This is a genomic window from Streptomyces canus 299MFChir4.1 (assembly GCF_000383615.1).
GTDB lineage: Bacteria > Actinomycetota > Actinomycetes > Streptomycetales > Streptomycetaceae > Streptomyces > Streptomyces canus_C.
The window spans coordinates 143,895-159,181 of sequence record NZ_KB911593.1 but is presented as its reverse complement, the minus strand read 5'-3'; the positions used below and the strand labels follow the sequence as shown (position 1 = coordinate 159,181).

General features: G+C 68.3%; 15 protein-coding genes. 7 read left to right on the top strand and 8 right to left on the bottom strand.

Annotation, left to right across the window (positions count from 1 at the left end):
* Window positions 1–240 precede the first annotated feature (240 nt).
* From H293_RS0125455 to H293_RS0125445, 3 genes are all read left to right on the top strand, one after another.
* Entirely contained in the window at window positions 241–1,062 is an 822-nt protein-coding gene (locus H293_RS0125455) for a nuclease-related domain-containing protein (RefSeq protein ID WP_051138160.1), read from the top strand.
* A 206-nt stretch (window positions 1,063–1,268) separates the two neighbouring features.
* Window positions 1,269–5,768, top strand: coding sequence for an AAA domain-containing protein (locus tag H293_RS0125450; RefSeq protein WP_020120666.1), 4,500 nt, complete (start codon window positions 1,269–1,271; stop codon window positions 5,766–5,768).
* A 1-nt stretch (window position 5,769) separates the two neighbouring features.
* On the top strand, window positions 5,770–6,729 hold the full coding sequence (locus tag H293_RS0125445; protein WP_020120665.1) for a hypothetical protein: 960 nt from the start codon (window positions 5,770–5,772) through the stop codon (window positions 6,727–6,729).
* A gap of 120 nt (window positions 6,730–6,849) precedes the next feature.
* On the opposite strand, the gene H293_RS0125440 is transcribed toward H293_RS0125445, so the two are convergent.
* The 7 genes from H293_RS0125440 to H293_RS0125410 form a co-directional block, all read right to left on the bottom strand.
* Window positions 6,850–7,659, bottom strand: coding sequence for a protein kinase family protein (locus H293_RS0125440; protein WP_259294536.1), 810 nt, complete (start codon window positions 7,657–7,659; stop codon window positions 6,850–6,852).
* Window positions 7,660–7,782: 123 nt separating this feature from the next.
* Window positions 7,783–7,995 carry a hypothetical protein gene (locus H293_RS0125435; protein ID WP_020120663.1) on the bottom strand — a complete coding sequence of 71 codons (213 nt, stop codon included), beginning with the start codon at window positions 7,993–7,995 and terminating at the stop codon, window positions 7,783–7,785.
* Window positions 7,992–9,152, bottom strand: coding sequence for a radical SAM protein (locus H293_RS0125430; RefSeq protein WP_020120662.1), 1,161 nt, complete (start codon window positions 9,150–9,152; stop codon window positions 7,992–7,994). The genes H293_RS0125435 and H293_RS0125430 overlap by 4 nt, the downstream gene beginning before the upstream one ends.
* A gap of 103 nt (window positions 9,153–9,255) precedes the next feature.
* The gene (locus H293_RS58485) at window positions 9,256–9,405 is read right to left on the bottom strand and encodes a hypothetical protein (protein ID WP_020120661.1); all 150 of its coding nucleotides are present in this window, start codon (window positions 9,403–9,405) and stop codon (window positions 9,256–9,258) included.
* On the bottom strand, window positions 9,393–9,629 hold the full coding sequence (locus tag H293_RS0125420) for a DUF7848 domain-containing protein (RefSeq protein WP_020120660.1): 237 nt from the start codon (window positions 9,627–9,629) through the stop codon (window positions 9,393–9,395). The genes H293_RS58485 and H293_RS0125420 overlap by 13 nt, the downstream gene beginning before the upstream one ends.
* Complete coding sequence (locus tag H293_RS0125415) at window positions 9,626–10,039, bottom strand: hypothetical protein (protein WP_020120659.1); 414 nt, start codon at window positions 10,037–10,039, stop codon at window positions 9,626–9,628. Before H293_RS0125415 ends, H293_RS0125420 begins: the two co-directional genes overlap by 4 nt.
* On the bottom strand, window positions 10,039–10,455 hold the full coding sequence (locus tag H293_RS0125410; protein WP_051138159.1) for a recombinase family protein: 417 nt from the start codon (window positions 10,453–10,455) through the stop codon (window positions 10,039–10,041). The genes H293_RS0125415 and H293_RS0125410 overlap by 1 nt, the downstream gene beginning before the upstream one ends.
* 119 nt (window positions 10,456–10,574) lie before the next feature.
* Between H293_RS0125410 and H293_RS0125405 the strand changes: the two genes are divergently transcribed.
* From H293_RS0125405 to H293_RS0125390, 4 genes are read left to right on the top strand one after another with little or no spacing between them, the layout of a single operon-like run.
* On the top strand, window positions 10,575–11,618 hold the full coding sequence (locus tag H293_RS0125405) for a helix-turn-helix domain-containing protein (RefSeq protein ID WP_020120657.1): 1,044 nt from the start codon (window positions 10,575–10,577) through the stop codon (window positions 11,616–11,618).
* On the top strand, window positions 11,615–12,304 hold the full coding sequence (locus H293_RS0125400) for a YdcF family protein (RefSeq protein WP_051138156.1): 690 nt from the start codon (window positions 11,615–11,617) through the stop codon (window positions 12,302–12,304). The genes H293_RS0125405 and H293_RS0125400 overlap by 4 nt, the downstream gene beginning before the upstream one ends.
* A complete protein-coding gene (locus H293_RS0125395) occupies window positions 12,246–13,058 on the top strand; it encodes a WbqC family protein (protein WP_106968399.1) in 813 nt (270 codons plus the stop codon). The genes H293_RS0125400 and H293_RS0125395 overlap by 59 nt, the downstream gene beginning before the upstream one ends.
* The gene (locus tag H293_RS0125390) at window positions 13,055–13,609 is read left to right on the top strand and encodes a flavoprotein (RefSeq protein ID WP_020120654.1); all 555 of its coding nucleotides are present in this window, start codon (window positions 13,055–13,057) and stop codon (window positions 13,607–13,609) included. Before H293_RS0125395 ends, H293_RS0125390 begins: the two co-directional genes overlap by 4 nt.
* On the opposite strand, the gene H293_RS0125385 is transcribed toward H293_RS0125390, so the two are convergent.
* A complete protein-coding gene (locus H293_RS0125385) occupies window positions 13,610–15,286 on the bottom strand; it encodes a relaxase/mobilization nuclease domain-containing protein (RefSeq protein ID WP_020120653.1) in 1,677 nt (558 codons plus the stop codon).
* Between the last annotated feature and the right edge of the window lies 1 nt (window position 15,287).

Below are 15,287 nucleotides of genomic sequence, written 5' to 3'. Positions count from 1 at the left end.
TTTCGTAAGGGAATGTGCGTTGACCTGGGAAAACTCCTCTCGGTAGTTCTCACAGGTCAACGCCGCTTCCCAGGCTCATGTGCCCTGGATGTGCCCTCGCCCTGTCTGCTGAACCGGCTATGAAGCACCCGATCTCGGCCACCAGACTGCTTCGGCGTAGACGTGAGGCTGTCTTGCTCGCTGTTTCTGATCCTGGTCACATGGTCATTGGCCTTTGATGGGATGCGAAACGGGGGGCGCGTGAGCGGCTTACAGGTCTCCGTATGGAAGCGTTACGGACATGACCGTCTCTATGTGAATCAGTCGGACGGCGAGAAGGTCGCGTGGTTCGACCGCCGCACGGGGTATCTGGAGCTTCTGGTTGAGGAACAGCGGGACGCGGTACTTGATGTCCTTGCGCTCTATGTCACTGCTTCTTCTTCGCCGGTAGCGCACAAGGTGCTGCGTTCTGAAGATGACCTTGCCGGGAACAGCCCGGGAGACGCGCTGCAGATGAAGGTGGACGAGCTAACGCCCGGCTTCTGGCGGTGGGCGTTGGCCAGGCTGTCCGGTCGGCGTCTGGAGGTGGACAGCTGGCGCGCGGGACTGGCGGGCGAGCGCCGGGTGGGAACGGAGCTGGAGCGGCTGGCGCGGCGGGGAGACTGGCGAGCGCTGCATTCCATACCCCTGGGCGGTGACGTCGACATCGACCACGTCCTGATCGGTCCGGGCGGAGCCTTCTGTTTCAACACCAAGCGCCATTGTGGAGCGCGCGTCTGGGTGGGCGACGATGCTGTCCGCATAGGCGGCCGGTCGTACCCCTACGTGCGAAAGAGCCGAGCCGAGGCGCGACGGGCCGCTGCCGCGCTGACGACTGCGTGCGGCTTTCACGTCGAGGTTCAGCCGGTGCTCGCCTTCGTCGCGGTGGCTCGGCTTCAGGTCGTGCCGTCGCTCCGGGACGTGCGTGTCCTTCAGGAGCGCGACATAGCTGCGCTCAAGCACCTCAAGACCGACTGGCGACCGGACAAGGTCGAGGCGGTGTACGAGGCGGCACGTGATCGCCGTACGTGGATTCGCTCTTGACGGTTGGCCGGGTTACAGCCAACTTTCGCGGAATGTGGCCTGTTCGCGTCATTACCCGCCGGTCCCTGTTGAGGGCGCCGCTTCTCTCCCGCATCCTGGAAGGCTTTCTGTCGAGCCATGATCTGGGGGGATAGATGCCTCTTGACTCTGCACTCCGTGCGAATGATCCGGAGTCGGTCCACCGAACGCGCCAACTCATCGAATACATGCGCGAAATTGTTCGCGGGTCGTACAAGCCGGTGCGGGACTGGCAGAAATATCCGGAGGTTCTCTGGCTCTCCGGGCTGCCGGACGACAAGCTCCGGCAACGCCCCGACAGCGACCGGACGCTGCTCAAGGTGGCCCACCGCCCGCCGCGCCCGGCTCCTGTCCTGCCCGAGGTGCTGGCGGGGTGGGTCGACCCTGAGGCCGCCGCCACCGCGACGCCAGAAGCCCCGCCGCTGGCCGAGTCGGGACCGGGCCAGGGCTGGCAGGAGGACGAGAACGGAGACCTGTTCGAGGTCTTCGAGATCCGCCGGGAGGACGCGCACGACGTGCTGCGCGCCTACGGGCGATGGCTCGACGCGTGGCGCAAGTGGTCGGAAAAAGAGCGTGCCGACCGGCCGTACCGGGAACTCCATCAGCAGCTGTACCGAATGGCGACCAGGATTCAGCAGGACGGCGAGGAATACGAGGCGGTACTGGGAGCCGGATTCCTGACCATCGGGGCCGCACGTCCGTCCGCGCGTATCGCCCGGCACATTCTGACGGCGCCGCTGGTTCTCACCGTGAATTCGGCGGACATGTCCATCACCGTCGCACTCGCACCCGGAGACCCCGCGCGGCTGGAAGACGGCGAGTTCCTCGGCGCGGACGAGGGCTACAGCACCCGTCTGCTGAGCCCGCTGCGGGGCCGTGTCGACGCGGACGGATTCCATCCGCTGTCCCGTGACTGCCAGGACATGCTCGCCGACTGGTCGGAGAGGGCGTTCGGCACCGATCGCGCGGCGGCGTTCCACCGTGGCTGGGGCCGCCCGTCCGCCGACCCGATGCTGCCGGTGCCCACGCTCGGGTTCTCGCCGGCGATCATTCTCCGCCAGCGGGGCCAGGGCGCCCTCGTAAACTTCTACGACGGCATTGCGAACCGCCTCGCCCAGCCCGGTGCCGTCGCTCCCCTGGGTCTGGCCCAGTTGCTGTACCAGCTGGAAGCGGAGGACCGCAGGCTGTGGGGTACGGCGGGGGGTCGTGACGTTGCGCCCGCGCTCGGCCCCGACCCGCTGTTCCCGCTGCTGTCGAACGAAGCCCAGCGGGATGTACTGAGGCGCCTTCAGACCGATACGGGCGTCGTCGTCCAGGGACCGCCCGGCACCGGAAAGACGCACACCATCGCCAACCTGGTGTGTGCCTTGCTGGCAGACGGCAAGCGGGTGCTCGTGACGAGCGAGAAGGGCCAGGCGCTAAAGGTCCTCCGGCAGCAACTGCCGGCCGAACTGCGCAGCCTTTGTGTCCTCCAGGGCGACCGGCGCCAGGACGGCAGCGACGACCTGGAACAATCCGTGCGCGCGCTCTCCCAGCTCAGTGCCACCCAGTCGAAGGAGCGTCTCGACGCGAGGATCAAGAGCCATGAGGCGCTGCGCTCGGAACTGTCGGACACCCGCGCACGGCTCCGTGACGAACTCCGCGCTGTTCGTGAGGCGGAGTGGTACGAACACCCCGACGTGGCACCGGGTTACCGGGGGCGGCTCGCGGAGATCGTGGAGACCGTCACTGCCGGTGCACCGAAGTACGACTGGATGCCCGCCCTGCCCGCCTCGGCACCCCGAGAACCTTCGCTGAGCCAGGACGAGGCACAGCGCCTGCTGGGTCTGGTGTCCCGGCACGGAGCCGGAGTGCTGGACGAGTATGCCGCCCGTTGCCCGGACCCTGCGGACTTCATCGCCCCCGTGTTGTTCGAAGAGGCGGTCAACGCCTTGGACGCCGCTCTGCGCGCCTGTACCGGACCGTCGTCCGACCCGCTCGCCCTCGAACTCGCCGATCAAGGAAGCGAGTTGATCACGGCGCTGGTCGAACTGCTGGACGCGGCGGAACACGCGCTGCAGAGCGAGGGTCTGCCGGGGGACCCGGCCGCCTGGCCGCCCGAGGAGTGGACCACGACCGCCTTGCAGGACGGGATGGCAGGCCGGCGACAGCAGTTGTGGGAGGGAGTACGCCAGTCGTCCGCCCGTGCCGCAGAGGTGCAGAGCGTGCTTCAGCACCTGTCCTTCGCCGTGCTTGACGTACCCGATGTGGCACTTGCCGAGGAAGCGCGTCTGATCGCCGCTGGCAAGGACCTCGAACAGTACCTGCGCGGCGGCGGAAAGCTGCGCAAGCTGGCTCCGAAGCCGGTGCAGAAGGAAGCCGAAGTCCTTTTGCGGGACTGCCGGGTGGACGGGCGGCAGTCCAGCACGCCGGAGGAGATCTCCGCTCTGGTGGCCCATCTGGCGGCTCGCCAGTGCGTCCGGCAGCTGAACGAGCGCTGGCAGAGCGTCGGCGTGCCTGGTGCCGAGGGCTCCACGGATGTGGCTCTGTCGCAGCTGCTGGACCGGGTGCCGACCCTCCGCGCGGTCGACGGGTTCACCTACTCCGTGCGTGAGCTGCACGATGTCCTGCTCAAGGCCCGGATCAAGGCCACCGTACGCACGGCACAGCAGTGGGACGACGTCCGTACGTCGGCGAACGGTGCGGAACAACTGCTCCGCGCCCGTGCGGCGGAGGAGAGGCTGCGTTCCATCGCCGAGCAGCTGCCGCGGCCCGATGCCCGCGGAGTGGCCGAACTGGCGGAGGTGCACCGGGCCGTCACCGCCCGTGATCCGCGGGCGTACACGTCCGCGATCGACGCGCTGACCGAGGCGTTCCACCGGGAGGCCGATCGCCGGCAGGCCCGCAAACTCCTGGACCGGCTGTCCGAGGACCATCCCGAACTGGCCCGGCGTTTCGCCGAGTCCCCGGCCGAGACGGCTTGGGAGATCCGCCTCATGGACCTGAACGGAGCCTGGGCCTGGCAGCGGGCGCGCACTTTCCAGGACACGATGCTGGCACCTGGCAGGGAAGCCAAGCTGGAAGGAGAACTGCAAGCAGCCGAGGCGCAGTTGCGGAGGACCGTGACCCAACTGGCGGCCGACCGGGCGCTGTACCACTGCCTGGACCGGATGACGGCCGGACAGAAACAGGCATTGAGCGCCTACGCGTCGGCCACGGCGAACGCTGGCAGGGGAATGACGGCACTCGGCAAGAGGCACCTGAAGGCCGCCCGCTCCGCGATGCGTGACGCGCGTGCCGCGGTCCCGGCATGGGTCATGCCGATCAAGCAGGTGGCCGAGATGATCGATCCCGAGCCGGACGCCTTCGACGTCGTCATCGTGGACGAGGCGAGCCAGGTCGGACTGGACGGGCTGATGCTGCTGTGGCTCGCTCCGAGGATCATCGTCGTGGGTGACGACAAGCAGTGTGTCCCGTTCTACACGGGCGGCAAGCACGAGCGGCTCAACGAACTCCTCGACTCGCTCCTGCCGCATCTCACCGACTGGCAGCGGGACGGGCTCAGCCCCAAGTCCAACCTCTACGACCTGCTGTCGGCGCGCTTCAGCGAGACGATCCGGCTCACCGAGCACTTCCGGTGCATGCCGGAGATCATCAAGTGGTCCTCCGCCCTGTTCTATCCCGACAACGAACTCGTGCCGCTGCGCCAGTACGGAGCGGACCGGCTGCGGCCCCTCGAAGTCGTCCATGTCCAGGAAGGCCACTGCGAGGGACGGCGAGAGACTCTGGTCAACCGGCCCGAGGCCGAACGCATCGTCGCCAAGCTGCTGGAACTCGCGGAGGACGAGGCGTACGCGAAACGGAGTTTCGGAGTCATAGTGCTCCGTTCCGGACTCCAGACAAGGCTGTTGGAGGACCTCATCGACACGCGGATCGACTCCCCGATCCGGGACCGGCACAACATTCGTGTCGGCACGGCCGAACAGTTCCAGGGAGACGAACGGGACGTCATCCTGCTCTCGTTGGTCGTCGACGCCGACAATATACGGCTCGTGAACGGCCCAGGTGACGGAAGGCGGTTCAACGTGGCCGCCAGCCGGGCCCGCGACCAGATGTGGCTGTTCACCTCCGTCACACCGGATCAGCTGAACAGCAGGGACCTGCGCCACTCCCTGCTCACCTACATGCAGGCGCCGCCGGAACTCCAGGGCACCTCTCCCGGCCTGTCCGCCGTCTCACCCGACGAGCCGTGCGATCCGTTCGAGTCCCTCTTCGAGCAGCGGGTCTTCCGCAGGATCAAGGAACGCGGCTACCACGTCGTACCCCAGTGGAAGGTCAGCGGCAAACGCATCGACCTCGTCGTCGTCGGAGAGACGGGCCGCCTCGCCGTGGAGTGCGACGGCAGTCCGTATCACTCCGACCCTGACCAGATCCGCGAGGACTACGAGCGGGAGCGCGAACTACGCCGGGCCGGCTGGCAGTTCTGGCGCATACGCAGCAGCGAGTTCGCCCTGTCCCCGGAGGATTCGCTGACCCCGCTGTGGAACCGTCTCGACGCTCTCGGCATCCGGCCCGGAGTCACCGAGGAGGTCCAGGGCGATGCGGGAAGCAGCTGGGCCCCGGTCGAGGTAGACGAGGCCGACCCCACCACCGACGAACTCGACGCGATGCCCGATGAGGATGCGTCTGTGCCTCTCGAAGGAGCCTGAAGTGACCGAAATCTTCGACGACAGCACACTGACCGAGATCGCCCACCTGATCTGCGGGGACGAGCCGCCGCTGCTCTACCGGAAGGGGTACCAGATAGCCGAGTTCTTCCAGCGCGCGGGCTGGGACGACGTTCCGGAGTATGCCGGCACACCGAGGCATAAGTGGGCCAAGGACCTCCTCAGGGAGCGTCAGGAGGACGGCACGGACGAGACCGAGCGCGCCATCCTGCGCCTGGCGAACCGCCTTGAGTACTACAACCAGCAGCAGGAGTACCAGGCCACGCTGAAGCGGCTCAACGAGATACTCGTGCTCGACGGACGACGCATCGGCGAGGAGGGAGGCCAACTGGTCCTCGTCCGTTGCGAAGCAGGATTCGAGGACGAAGTACGACAGCTGCCGCGTGTTGAGCTGAAGGTCTCCGTGACAGAGGTCGTGAGCGACCCGGAACTCGCCGCCACCGTGCAACTCCGGCTGGACGAGGCACGCACCTGCTACGAGCACGGCGCCTACACGTCGGCGGTCATCATGCTGGGCAGCCTCTTGGAGGGCGTACTCGCGCATGCCGCGCAGGTCCGCGCCGCGGGCGTACGCATGCCCAAGCCGTTGGGGAATATGGGGCTGAACGACTTCGTGGAGTTCGCCTACAAGAACAAATGGATCGAGCACGACGCCAAGCTGGCCTCGGAGCTTGTCCGGCACTACAGGAATCTCGTCCATCCCCTGGCGGAGAAACGGACCGGACATGTACCGAACCGCGACACGCTCGATATGTGCTGGCCGGTGGTGAACGCCACGCTGAACGATCTCGCGGCAACGGCGGCAGCGCCTCCTGTTCCTCCTTCTCCACGTGCGTCGACAGACCGAGCTCGTGGTCGCAATCCCAATGCCTCCGCGCAACGACCAACGCCTGCCTCTGTCGCTCGTCGCCGTCCGGGTGGGGGAACAACGGCAGGCACTTGAACCGTGGGTGCCCGATCCAACGTGGGCGGAGAAGCGCGGAGTAACAACGGCTGATGCCGCGTGCACGATACCCGCGTCGTGGCTTGGCGCGTCCGCCTGAATCGCCCCCGTTACCAGCACCTAGCGTCTACGGCATACTGCCCCGGATGACGCGAGCGTCGTCGCCTGCTCCGCCATCCGCAACTTCCAGGGCGCCGGGTCTACTTCAGCAATCTCCTGCCACAGTGCCGCCGTGGCCGAGCTGAACGCTGCGAGTGCTTCGACCTTTGCGTCCCGCCAGGACGGAAACCGACTAGCGAAGGTGAGCGCCTCCTCCACGGAGTGCCCGGCGTCCATGAGCTGGAGGAGAAGGGCGCCGGGGTCGATCCAGGCCGCCCCTCGGGTCGGCCAGGCCCAGTCGATGAGTCGCGCACGGTCACCGGTGATCAGAACGTTGTCCGGGGCGAAATCGGTGTGCAGGAGAGCGTTGCCCTCGAAATAGTGCAGGGAGCCCGGCGGGGCGTAGTCCGCCCACCGGTCGACAGCGTCCTTGATCTCGACGTCGGCCGGGGCCGTGACTGCTTGTAGTTCGGTGAGCGCGGCTTCCACGAGCGGCAGGTCGGGTGAGCCGGGCGCGTAGTCGGCGTGGCGGCCGTCGACCACCTCGTAACCGAGAATGCTCCAGCCATCGAACTCCAGGTGCCAGTACAGGCGTGGGCAGGACGCCGGAAGATGCGGGGCGATCGCCGCCTCGCGGCGCTGTGCACCGACCTGGGGGTGGTCGGTCGGGATGCCCTTCACGAAGACCCTGCCGCTTTCGGTCTCCAGGACGGAGGCGATGCCGGAGTTCATGCCGCCCTGCGCGGTGGCCGTCTGGTGGACGGCGCCGGTTTTGTCGGCGATGGCCTGGCGGATGCCAGCGGGGAGCTGCTCGAAGGGGATGCGAGACATGGACACGCGCGGTTCCTCAGGGGGTGCTCGGGCACGGGGGAGTGCCGCCCCGTCCAGCGTACTGCTGGGGCGACACTCACGGGGTGGAACAGGAGGGCGGTACGGGCGCCACCCGTGGTCGATCTAGTAGGGCTGGTCGTCACCGGCCGAGCAGCTGCACTCGGCGCCCTCGGCGGCCTCGTCCAGGTCGGCGACGATCTGGAACTCGTCGTCCTTGATCAACGCGGTGGTCAGCGGCACCGGCAAAACACCGGTCGGGCCGTCCGCCGGGCGGCGGCCAATGGTGAGCAGCACCGGCTCGCTGGGCGAGGTCAGGGTTGCGGTGGGCGGCGTCATGATCCGTAGCCTCCATGCTGGCAGTAGAGCTCTCGTCGGTCCCCCGCCTCCTGGTAGAGCTTGGCCAGCGGTCGACACGTGCGGCACGTGCCGACCTTCGTACAGCCGGAGCATCCACCGGTGCGGAGCTGCAGGGACTCGGCGATCACGCCGAGTCGGGGGAGGGCTTCGACGCCCTCGGTGATGAGGTTGACGCTGGGGTCGCGGCCGACCTTGCAGATCGACGCGATGCCGTGCGGGTTGACGTGGAAGAACGTGTGGCCGGCGTTGCAGCCGGTGAAGATGCTTCGGGCCTTGAGATGCCCCAGTGCCTGCGTCGCCAGCGGGTTAGCCTCGCCGTCGATCGTGGGCGACATGTTCGTGAAGACCTGGTGCGGGAAGCCGTACGACTGGGCGAGGCGTACCATCGCGTCGGTCTCGTGCGCGTTGCCGTCCGAGACGATCACGTTCAGGCGGACCGGCAGCCTGTCCTCGCGGGCGGCGTCCAAGCCCTTCAGGAACCGGCTGAACGCCCCGCGGTTCCGCGTGACCTTGTCGTACGTTTCGGCGGTCGCGCCGTACACGCTCAGGGTCAGCCGGTACGGCCGGTGGCGGGCGAACAGATCCCGGATCGGCTGCTTCCGCAAGCTGGAGCCGTTCGACGAGACCTGGACCATCATCCCGAGCTGGTGGGCGTACTCGTACGCGGCGCCGAACTCGCGGTCGATCAGTGCTTCGCCGCCGGTGATCTGCAACCACAGGACCCCGGCGTCCCTCAGTGTCCGGAGCAGCGTCTGCTTGCCCGCCCAGTCAAGGCCCTCGAACCGCTTCTCGCCGAGGTAGCAGAACTCGCAGTCGTAGTCGCAGCCGAGGTTGATCTCCCACGACGCCTTGCCATACCCGTACCGGGACCGCTCTCGGACGAGGACGACGTCGCTGACTGGCGACGAGGGCAGTTCGGTTCCCCACGCCTCCCTCGCCGCGTCGGCCAGCCAGTCCGGGACGGATCGTCCTTCCGCCCCCGCAGCCCGCAGCTCCTCGTAGCGGACCTCCGGGATGCGCACGCCGGCCGCCAGCCCGGGCTGGACAAGGAGGTACTGGGCGAGAAACGGGCTGGCCACGAGCCGCGGAGCTGTTTTGGTCGTCAGCCTCTCGGCGCTGGTGTTCGTCTCGGTCATGGGACCTCCACGGGTTGGGTAGGAGGGGTTGGTCGGACCTGGTGGTAGGCGGTGATCAGGCTGGCCGCCAGCTCGGCCAGTGGATCCCTTTGCCAAGCGCGGGTCATGGCGCGATCCGTGCGGTCGAGGCGACCACGCCGATCACGAAGCCGCACGCAGCGGACACGAGCACGATCAGCAGTGGTCCGGTGTAGCGGGCGGCCCAGGCGTCCCGGCCGGCCCGGGCGGCGACACGGCCGTTCACGGCTTCCACCAGGCCCTCCACGGGCGGGTGATGATCTCCCGGTACGTATGGTGCGAGGGATTGCGGCCACCGTGCGTGAACACCCAGCTCTGCGGATCGGCGAAGTCGGTGCCGGGCGGCGAGGTCTCGCCACAGACCGCGCACTGCATGGCGTACGTGGTGGGCTCGGCGTCGGGCTCCCGGTCGGGCTGGAGGGTCCACTCCTGGTGGCACATGATCGTGCGGCTGGTCATCGAACCGCCTCCAGAGCTGTGGCGACGTAGGGGTGCTGGAGAGCAGCGCGGAGGGCGTCCGTGTCGGTGAGGGTGTCGTCGTCGGGTAGTTCGCACCATCCGCCGAACCAGTCGTCGAGCAACTCCAGGCCGGGGGCCACGAGCCAGGAGTTGGTGGAGAGGTGCCGTACCGGCAGATCGACCCAACTGGCTGCGGAGCCGGTCGGGACGGCGTAGTAGAGACGCCCGTTGGGCCTGTCGTAGAGCACGGGGCCCACGGACGTACCGATGCAGCGCAGGTAGGCCAGGGCCAGGAGGCCGATCTCGGCGGAGGTGCGCACGACGTCCCAGCCATCGCCGACCTTCAGCAGCCGCAGCCCCGGCACGTCGTTCACCATGGGCGCGCTTCGCAACGCGTCACGCACGGACATCACGCGTCTCCCTGCGGCCGGAAGCTGTGGCTCGCGCCGAGCGAAGAGGGGGATCCCGTGGTCGGCGTGAGGGGGCGGACCACGATCAGACGAGCGCCAATTGCTGTTATCTGCCGCTTGCGCTCGGTGCCGAGGTCCTTCGGGCCGAGGTGGCTGAGAGCCGGAACCACGGCACCGTAGGCATCGGGGAGTTCGAGCACGTCGAGCAGACCGACGAAGGCGGGGGAGCGGATGATCACCGTGGAGTCGCGTTCGGTGAAGACGCCGCACAGGGCCAGTTCGTGCCGGTCGCAGTACTCGGTGAGGCAGTCGACGAGCGCCGCGTGGCGGGGCAGCCCGCCGGTGACGTGGCGTAGGTAGCCGAAGACCTGAGGGAAGGCGACGGGGCGGCGTTCGGTGATGAGATCGTCGTCCATGCCCACAGCGTCGGCCGTCGTGAACGGCCTCGAAATGACCTGCTGTTGTACTTCCGTTGCACTTCCCACCCCACGTCGTCACCGACAGTGCTTCCATACGTGACGGAGGGAGGTCATCCGTGGTCAGCGTGCAGCAGTGGACAGGTCGGGAGGCGAGCGCCCTGCGCGCTGCGTTGCGTATGAGCACGCGCGCTTTCGCCGAGCACCTCGGTGTCGCGCTGCGCACGGTTGCGAAGTGGGAGAGCCTCGGCGCGGAGACGCAGCCCCGACCGGACACCCAGGCCATCCTCGATACCGCACTCGCACGGGCGGATTCCGCCGCCCAAGCCCGCTTCGAGGCAGTGCTGTTCCCTGAGCGGAAGAGCGCGCGGCCGGCGGACTACGAGACCTGGACCGAGGACATCGAGCGCGCTGTTGTCTGCATCAGCCGCCAGGACTTCCCGTTCGCCTCGACCTTGTTGAACCGCTGGTTGGGCAGCCGTGCACCGCATCAGCTGGACGACAAGGGCCTCTATTTGTACGGCCGTTCCCTCGTGCTCCTTGGCGACCTCCAGCGCGATCAGGGCGCGATCCTCGGCCCACTCTCAGCCCGGCACTCCTACGTGACCGCTCGCGGTATGTTCACCGAGCTCGACATCCCGCGCCGGGTGGCTCAGATCGAGCTGTCCCTGGCCGTCGTCCAGGAGATGTCGGGCCAGTTGGAATCCTCCGCTCGCCACTACGAACTCCTCGCTGGGGACCAGCGCCTGAGCCCGCGTGACCGTGCCAGGGCGCGGCTGTGGGTGGGTACGGCGCTGAGCAAGGAGGGCGATAACGAGTACGCGACCGGCGTCATGGTCGAGGCCACTCGCTCCTTCGAGGATCTGGGCGAGCCGGAGGACTGGTCGGTCGCCCACCAGAAGCTGGCCCTGGCCCACCGGGGCGCCGGCGACCTGAAGCAGGCCCTGCATTACATCGACATCGCGCGGACCACCGGCACGGTCGACTCCCCGATGCAGCGGGTGCGGTTGGACACCGCGTACGGGCACATCCTTCTGTCGGATGCGGCGACCCGGAATGATGGGCTGTCCGTCCTCGATCAGGCGGCACAGGTGGCTCGCCAGTACGGGCTGAGCCACCAGCTGCGCAGCATCGAGGGCATCCGGAAGGACCAGCAGGGATGAGCCAGGGAGTGCCAGTGCCGGAGCACGAGCAGCGCCAGATCACCGACGAGCAGTTCCACGATGCGACGCTGATCTGGAACTACCACCAGATGGGCCACGAGCAGCGGCCCTGCTCGGCGGCGATCGGCCTGGGCAGCCACGACCTCGGTGTCGCCACGGCGGCCGCCGACCTCTACCGCGCCGGCCTCTTCCCGGTCGTGGTCTTCAGTGGCGGCAACAGCCCCACCACCCGGGCCCGCTTCCCGCGCGGCGAAGCGGTCCATTACCGCGAGCACGCTCTGAGTCTGGGTGTGCCGGACGAGGCGATCCTGGTCGAGGCGAAGGCGGCGAACACCGGCCAGAACATCACCTTCTCCCGTGAGCTTCTGGCCGGAGCCGGTATCGGGGTCGAGTCGCTGCTGCTGATCTCCAAGCCGTACATGGAGCGTCGCTCGTACGCGACGTGCCGCAAGTTGTGGCCGGAGGTCGAGGTCGTGTGTGCGTCCGAGCCGCTGGAGCTGGACGACTACATCAAGTCGATCGGCGACGAGAAGCTCGTTGTCGACATGCTCGTCGGTGACCTGCAACGGGTGATCGAGTACCCGAAGCTCGGGTTCGCCGTCGAGCAGGACGTACCGGGGGATGTGCATGACGCTTACGAGCGCCTTCTACACGGCGGATTCGACAGCCGCCTCATCAGTACCTGAGTCACCGCGCGTCGGGCCGCCGGGCGGGGTGTGCGCGATCCACCAGCCGAACCTGTTTCCGCGGCTGTCGACGTTGGCCAAGCTGTACGCCGCCGACCGGTGGATCGTTCTCGGCGACGTCCAGTTTGCCCGGCGCGACTATCAGCACCGGGCCCGCCTTGCGGCACTGGACGAGCCCGCACATCAGCAGTGGCTCACACTTCCTACGCATCTGCCCGACGGGCGCCCGACGCTGATCAGTCAGGCGCGGCTCGCCGACCCCGGCCGCTCCCGTCGCACCGTGAGTCTTTTGATTCGGCAGTACTACGGCCGCAGCCACCACTGGCCCGCGGTGCGTGAAGTCCTGGAGGCGGTTCTCGATGAGTTCGAGGCGACCGACCGTGTCTCCGACGTTGCCAGGGCATCGACGGTCGCCCTGCTGACCGCGTTGGGCTGGAGCGGCGAGGTACTGGACAGCAGCGCGATTCCGACCCGAGGAGGCCGCTCGGAGCGACTTGCCGACCTAGCCGCGGCCACCGGCAGCACCCACTATCTCTGCGGCACGGGCGGCTGGCGCTACCTCGACCTGGCTCCGTTCGATGTCCAAGGCATCCCTGTGCTGGCTTTCCACACCCCTGTGGATACGGAAGGCCCACTCTGGCGGCGGTCCCGAGAGATCAGCAGCCTCTGGGCGCTGAGCCAGATCGGCCCGGAAGCCCTGGCTGCCATGCTGGCGGCCCATCGACACGAGCTGCCTCTGGGGGTCTTCACGTGACCGAGCCGCAAGCACCGGAAAAGAAGCCGTTCCTGTACGTCGTCGTGTGCGCGGCCGGAGTCGCCGACAGCGTCGGCAAGCTGATCACGGCTGCTCAGGAGGCGAACTGGGACGTGGGCATAGTGGCCACTCCGCAGGGCCTGGGCTTCGTCGATACGGAGGCGGTAGAGGCCCAGACCGGCTACCCCATCCGCTCGGCCTGGCGTTCCCCCGGGGATCCTCGTCCGCTGCCGCCCGCCGACGCCATCGCGGTGGCGCCGGCCACCTTCAATACGGTCAACAAGTGGGCGGCAGGGATATCCGACACCCTTGCCCTGGGCATCCTGTGCGAGGCGTACGGCATGGGCATCCCCACGGCCGTCCTGCCGTACGTGAACTCGGCCCAGGCCGCCCATCCCGCGTACCGGCAGAGCCTGGAGCGGTTGCGGGAGATGGGCGTCCTGGTCGGTTCGTATGTGCCGCATCGGCCGAAGGCTGGCGGCGGGGCCGACCGCTACCGCTGGGAGGAGGCGCTGGAACTGCTCACTCCCAAGGTGTCCGCGCGGCCGTAATCAGCGTCGCCGTGCCGACTGGGGCTGTGGGGGAGGAGCTGTTGCCGCAGGCTGGACGGGAGTAGCCCGGGCTGCCTCGGCTCGTGGACTGGGTGCGTGGCGTTCGCCGAGGCGGCGGATGCGCCAGGTCAGGGCGCGGGCGAGACTGTGGGCGTCGTCCAGGGTGCGCTGGCCGAGGGCCTGGTCGAGGACGGTGGCTGCGTTGTGTCCTGCTGCCTCTGCCTCGGCGAGCACGGTGGCGAGTGCATCCCAGGCGGGATCGGCCAGGATGCGCTCGGCGTGTTGCGGTACTGCCTCCCGGAGGTGGTGGGCGTAGCGGCGCTTGGTCTGCGGGCTGGGTGCCCGGCTGGCGAGGCCGACCAGGACCGGATCGGCGACCTGCGCGTACGCGACCTGCAGATGGACGAGGGCTTGTTCCGCTGCTGCCTCCTGCTGGGCGTGCTGGCGGGTGCGACACCAGTGCATCGCGTAGGCGACCGCGGTGAGCGCGACGTCCAGCAGCATCGCCAGCCCGGCACCGTCCCCGTGCTGTGTCGGGTCCTTCCAGATCGCCTGGACGCTGCGGCGCAGAGCGCGGGTGCTGTCGAGGTCGGCGGCGATGCGGGAGCGGGTGGCGCGCTCGAAGACGGCCGCGGCCTGTTCGAGTTCGGCCTTCAGCGCCGACGGTGCGGTGACCGGCAGGAGGTCCAGTGCCGCCCCGAGCGCGACCAGCTGTCCCTGCCCCGTGGGGTCGTCGCCGTGGGTGAGGTGGTGGGGGATGCGTTCGGTGGCGGCGGTCGCCTGGTGCCACGGATTGCCCGGCCGGGCGGTGACCGGTTCGGGGCTGGCGGTGGCGAGACGCCGGCGGATCTGGGGGAGGGAGAGGTCGGGGGCGAGGGTGGAGCCGGAGTAGAAGACCGGCTCGCCCTTGTCGTTGGTGTCGCCGGGCAGGGCGAAGTTGCAGCCGAGGGCGTCGCCGGACGGGCCGCGCTTGAGCCGCACGCTCACACCGGTGGCCTCCAGCAGGGCGAAGAACTCGGTCTCGTCGGCCGCGGCGGCGACGGCTCGGCGGACCCGCTGGCGCAGGATCTCGCGGGAGGTGGTGTCCTGGCCCAGGCGTTTGGCCTTGAAGTGCTCCTTGCTGGTGGGGCGTTTGGCGGCGGTGCCGTCGCCCGGCTTCAGCCGTCGCAGCCCGTAGTCGACTTCGATCTGGCGGGCTTCGCGCTGGACGGCGCGCTGGTCGTAGTCGCGCTGGGGGCGTCGGCCGTCCTGGCGTACGAGGGTGGCGGCGATGTGGATGTGGTCGTCGGCATGGCGGACGGCCACCCAGCGGCAGGCTTCCTCGTCGCCTGCGGGGGCGATGCCGGCGGCGGCCACGATCCGGCGGGCGATGTCGGCCCACTGGGCATCGGTGAGGATCGGGTCTTCGGGTGCGGCACGGACGGGGCAGTGCCACACGGTGTACTTGGGTGCCTTGTCGCCGAGCATCTTCACGGGCTGGTCGAGCTGCGCGGCGAGCTGGGCCTCCACGTCTTTGGGGTCGCGGTGGGGGCTGCGGCCGGGGTCGGGGGCGAAGCCGTTCCAGGAGGCCACTAGGTGCGGGTCGATGTGCTCGTTGGCCCGGCCCTTGCCGAAGAGGTAGCCGATCGTGCGGCGCGTGGCGTGGGGCCCTTTGCCGAGGATGATCTTCGGGATCAAG

Coding starts and splice junctions, on each gene's coding strand:
- H293_RS0125420 (WP_020120660.1), bottom strand. CDS start 9,629: ATGACCAGCCGCACGATCATGTGCCACCAGGAGTGGACCCTCCAGCCC.
- H293_RS0125395 (WP_106968399.1), top strand. CDS start 12,246: ATGACGCTTACGAGCGCCTTCTACACGGCGGATTCGACAGCCGCCTCA.
- H293_RS0125400 (WP_051138156.1), top strand. CDS start 11,615: ATGAGCCAGGGAGTGCCAGTGCCGGAGCACGAGCAGCGCCAGATCACC.
- H293_RS0125450 (WP_020120666.1), top strand. CDS start 1,269: ATGCGCGAAATTGTTCGCGGGTCGTACAAGCCGGTGCGGGACTGGCAG.
- H293_RS0125440 (WP_259294536.1), bottom strand. CDS start 7,659: ATGTCTCGCATCCCCTTCGAGCAGCTCCCCGCTGGCATCCGCCAGGCC.
- H293_RS0125415 (WP_020120659.1), bottom strand. CDS start 10,039: ATGTCCGTGCGTGACGCGTTGCGAAGCGCGCCCATGGTGAACGACGTG.
- H293_RS0125435 (WP_020120663.1), bottom strand. CDS start 7,995: ATGACGCCGCCCACCGCAACCCTGACCTCGCCCAGCGAGCCGGTGCTG.
- H293_RS0125410 (WP_051138159.1), bottom strand. CDS start 10,455: ATGGACGACGATCTCATCACCGAACGCCGCCCCGTCGCCTTCCCTCAG.
- H293_RS0125430 (WP_020120662.1), bottom strand. CDS start 9,152: ATGACCGAGACGAACACCAGCGCCGAGAGGCTGACGACCAAAACAGCT.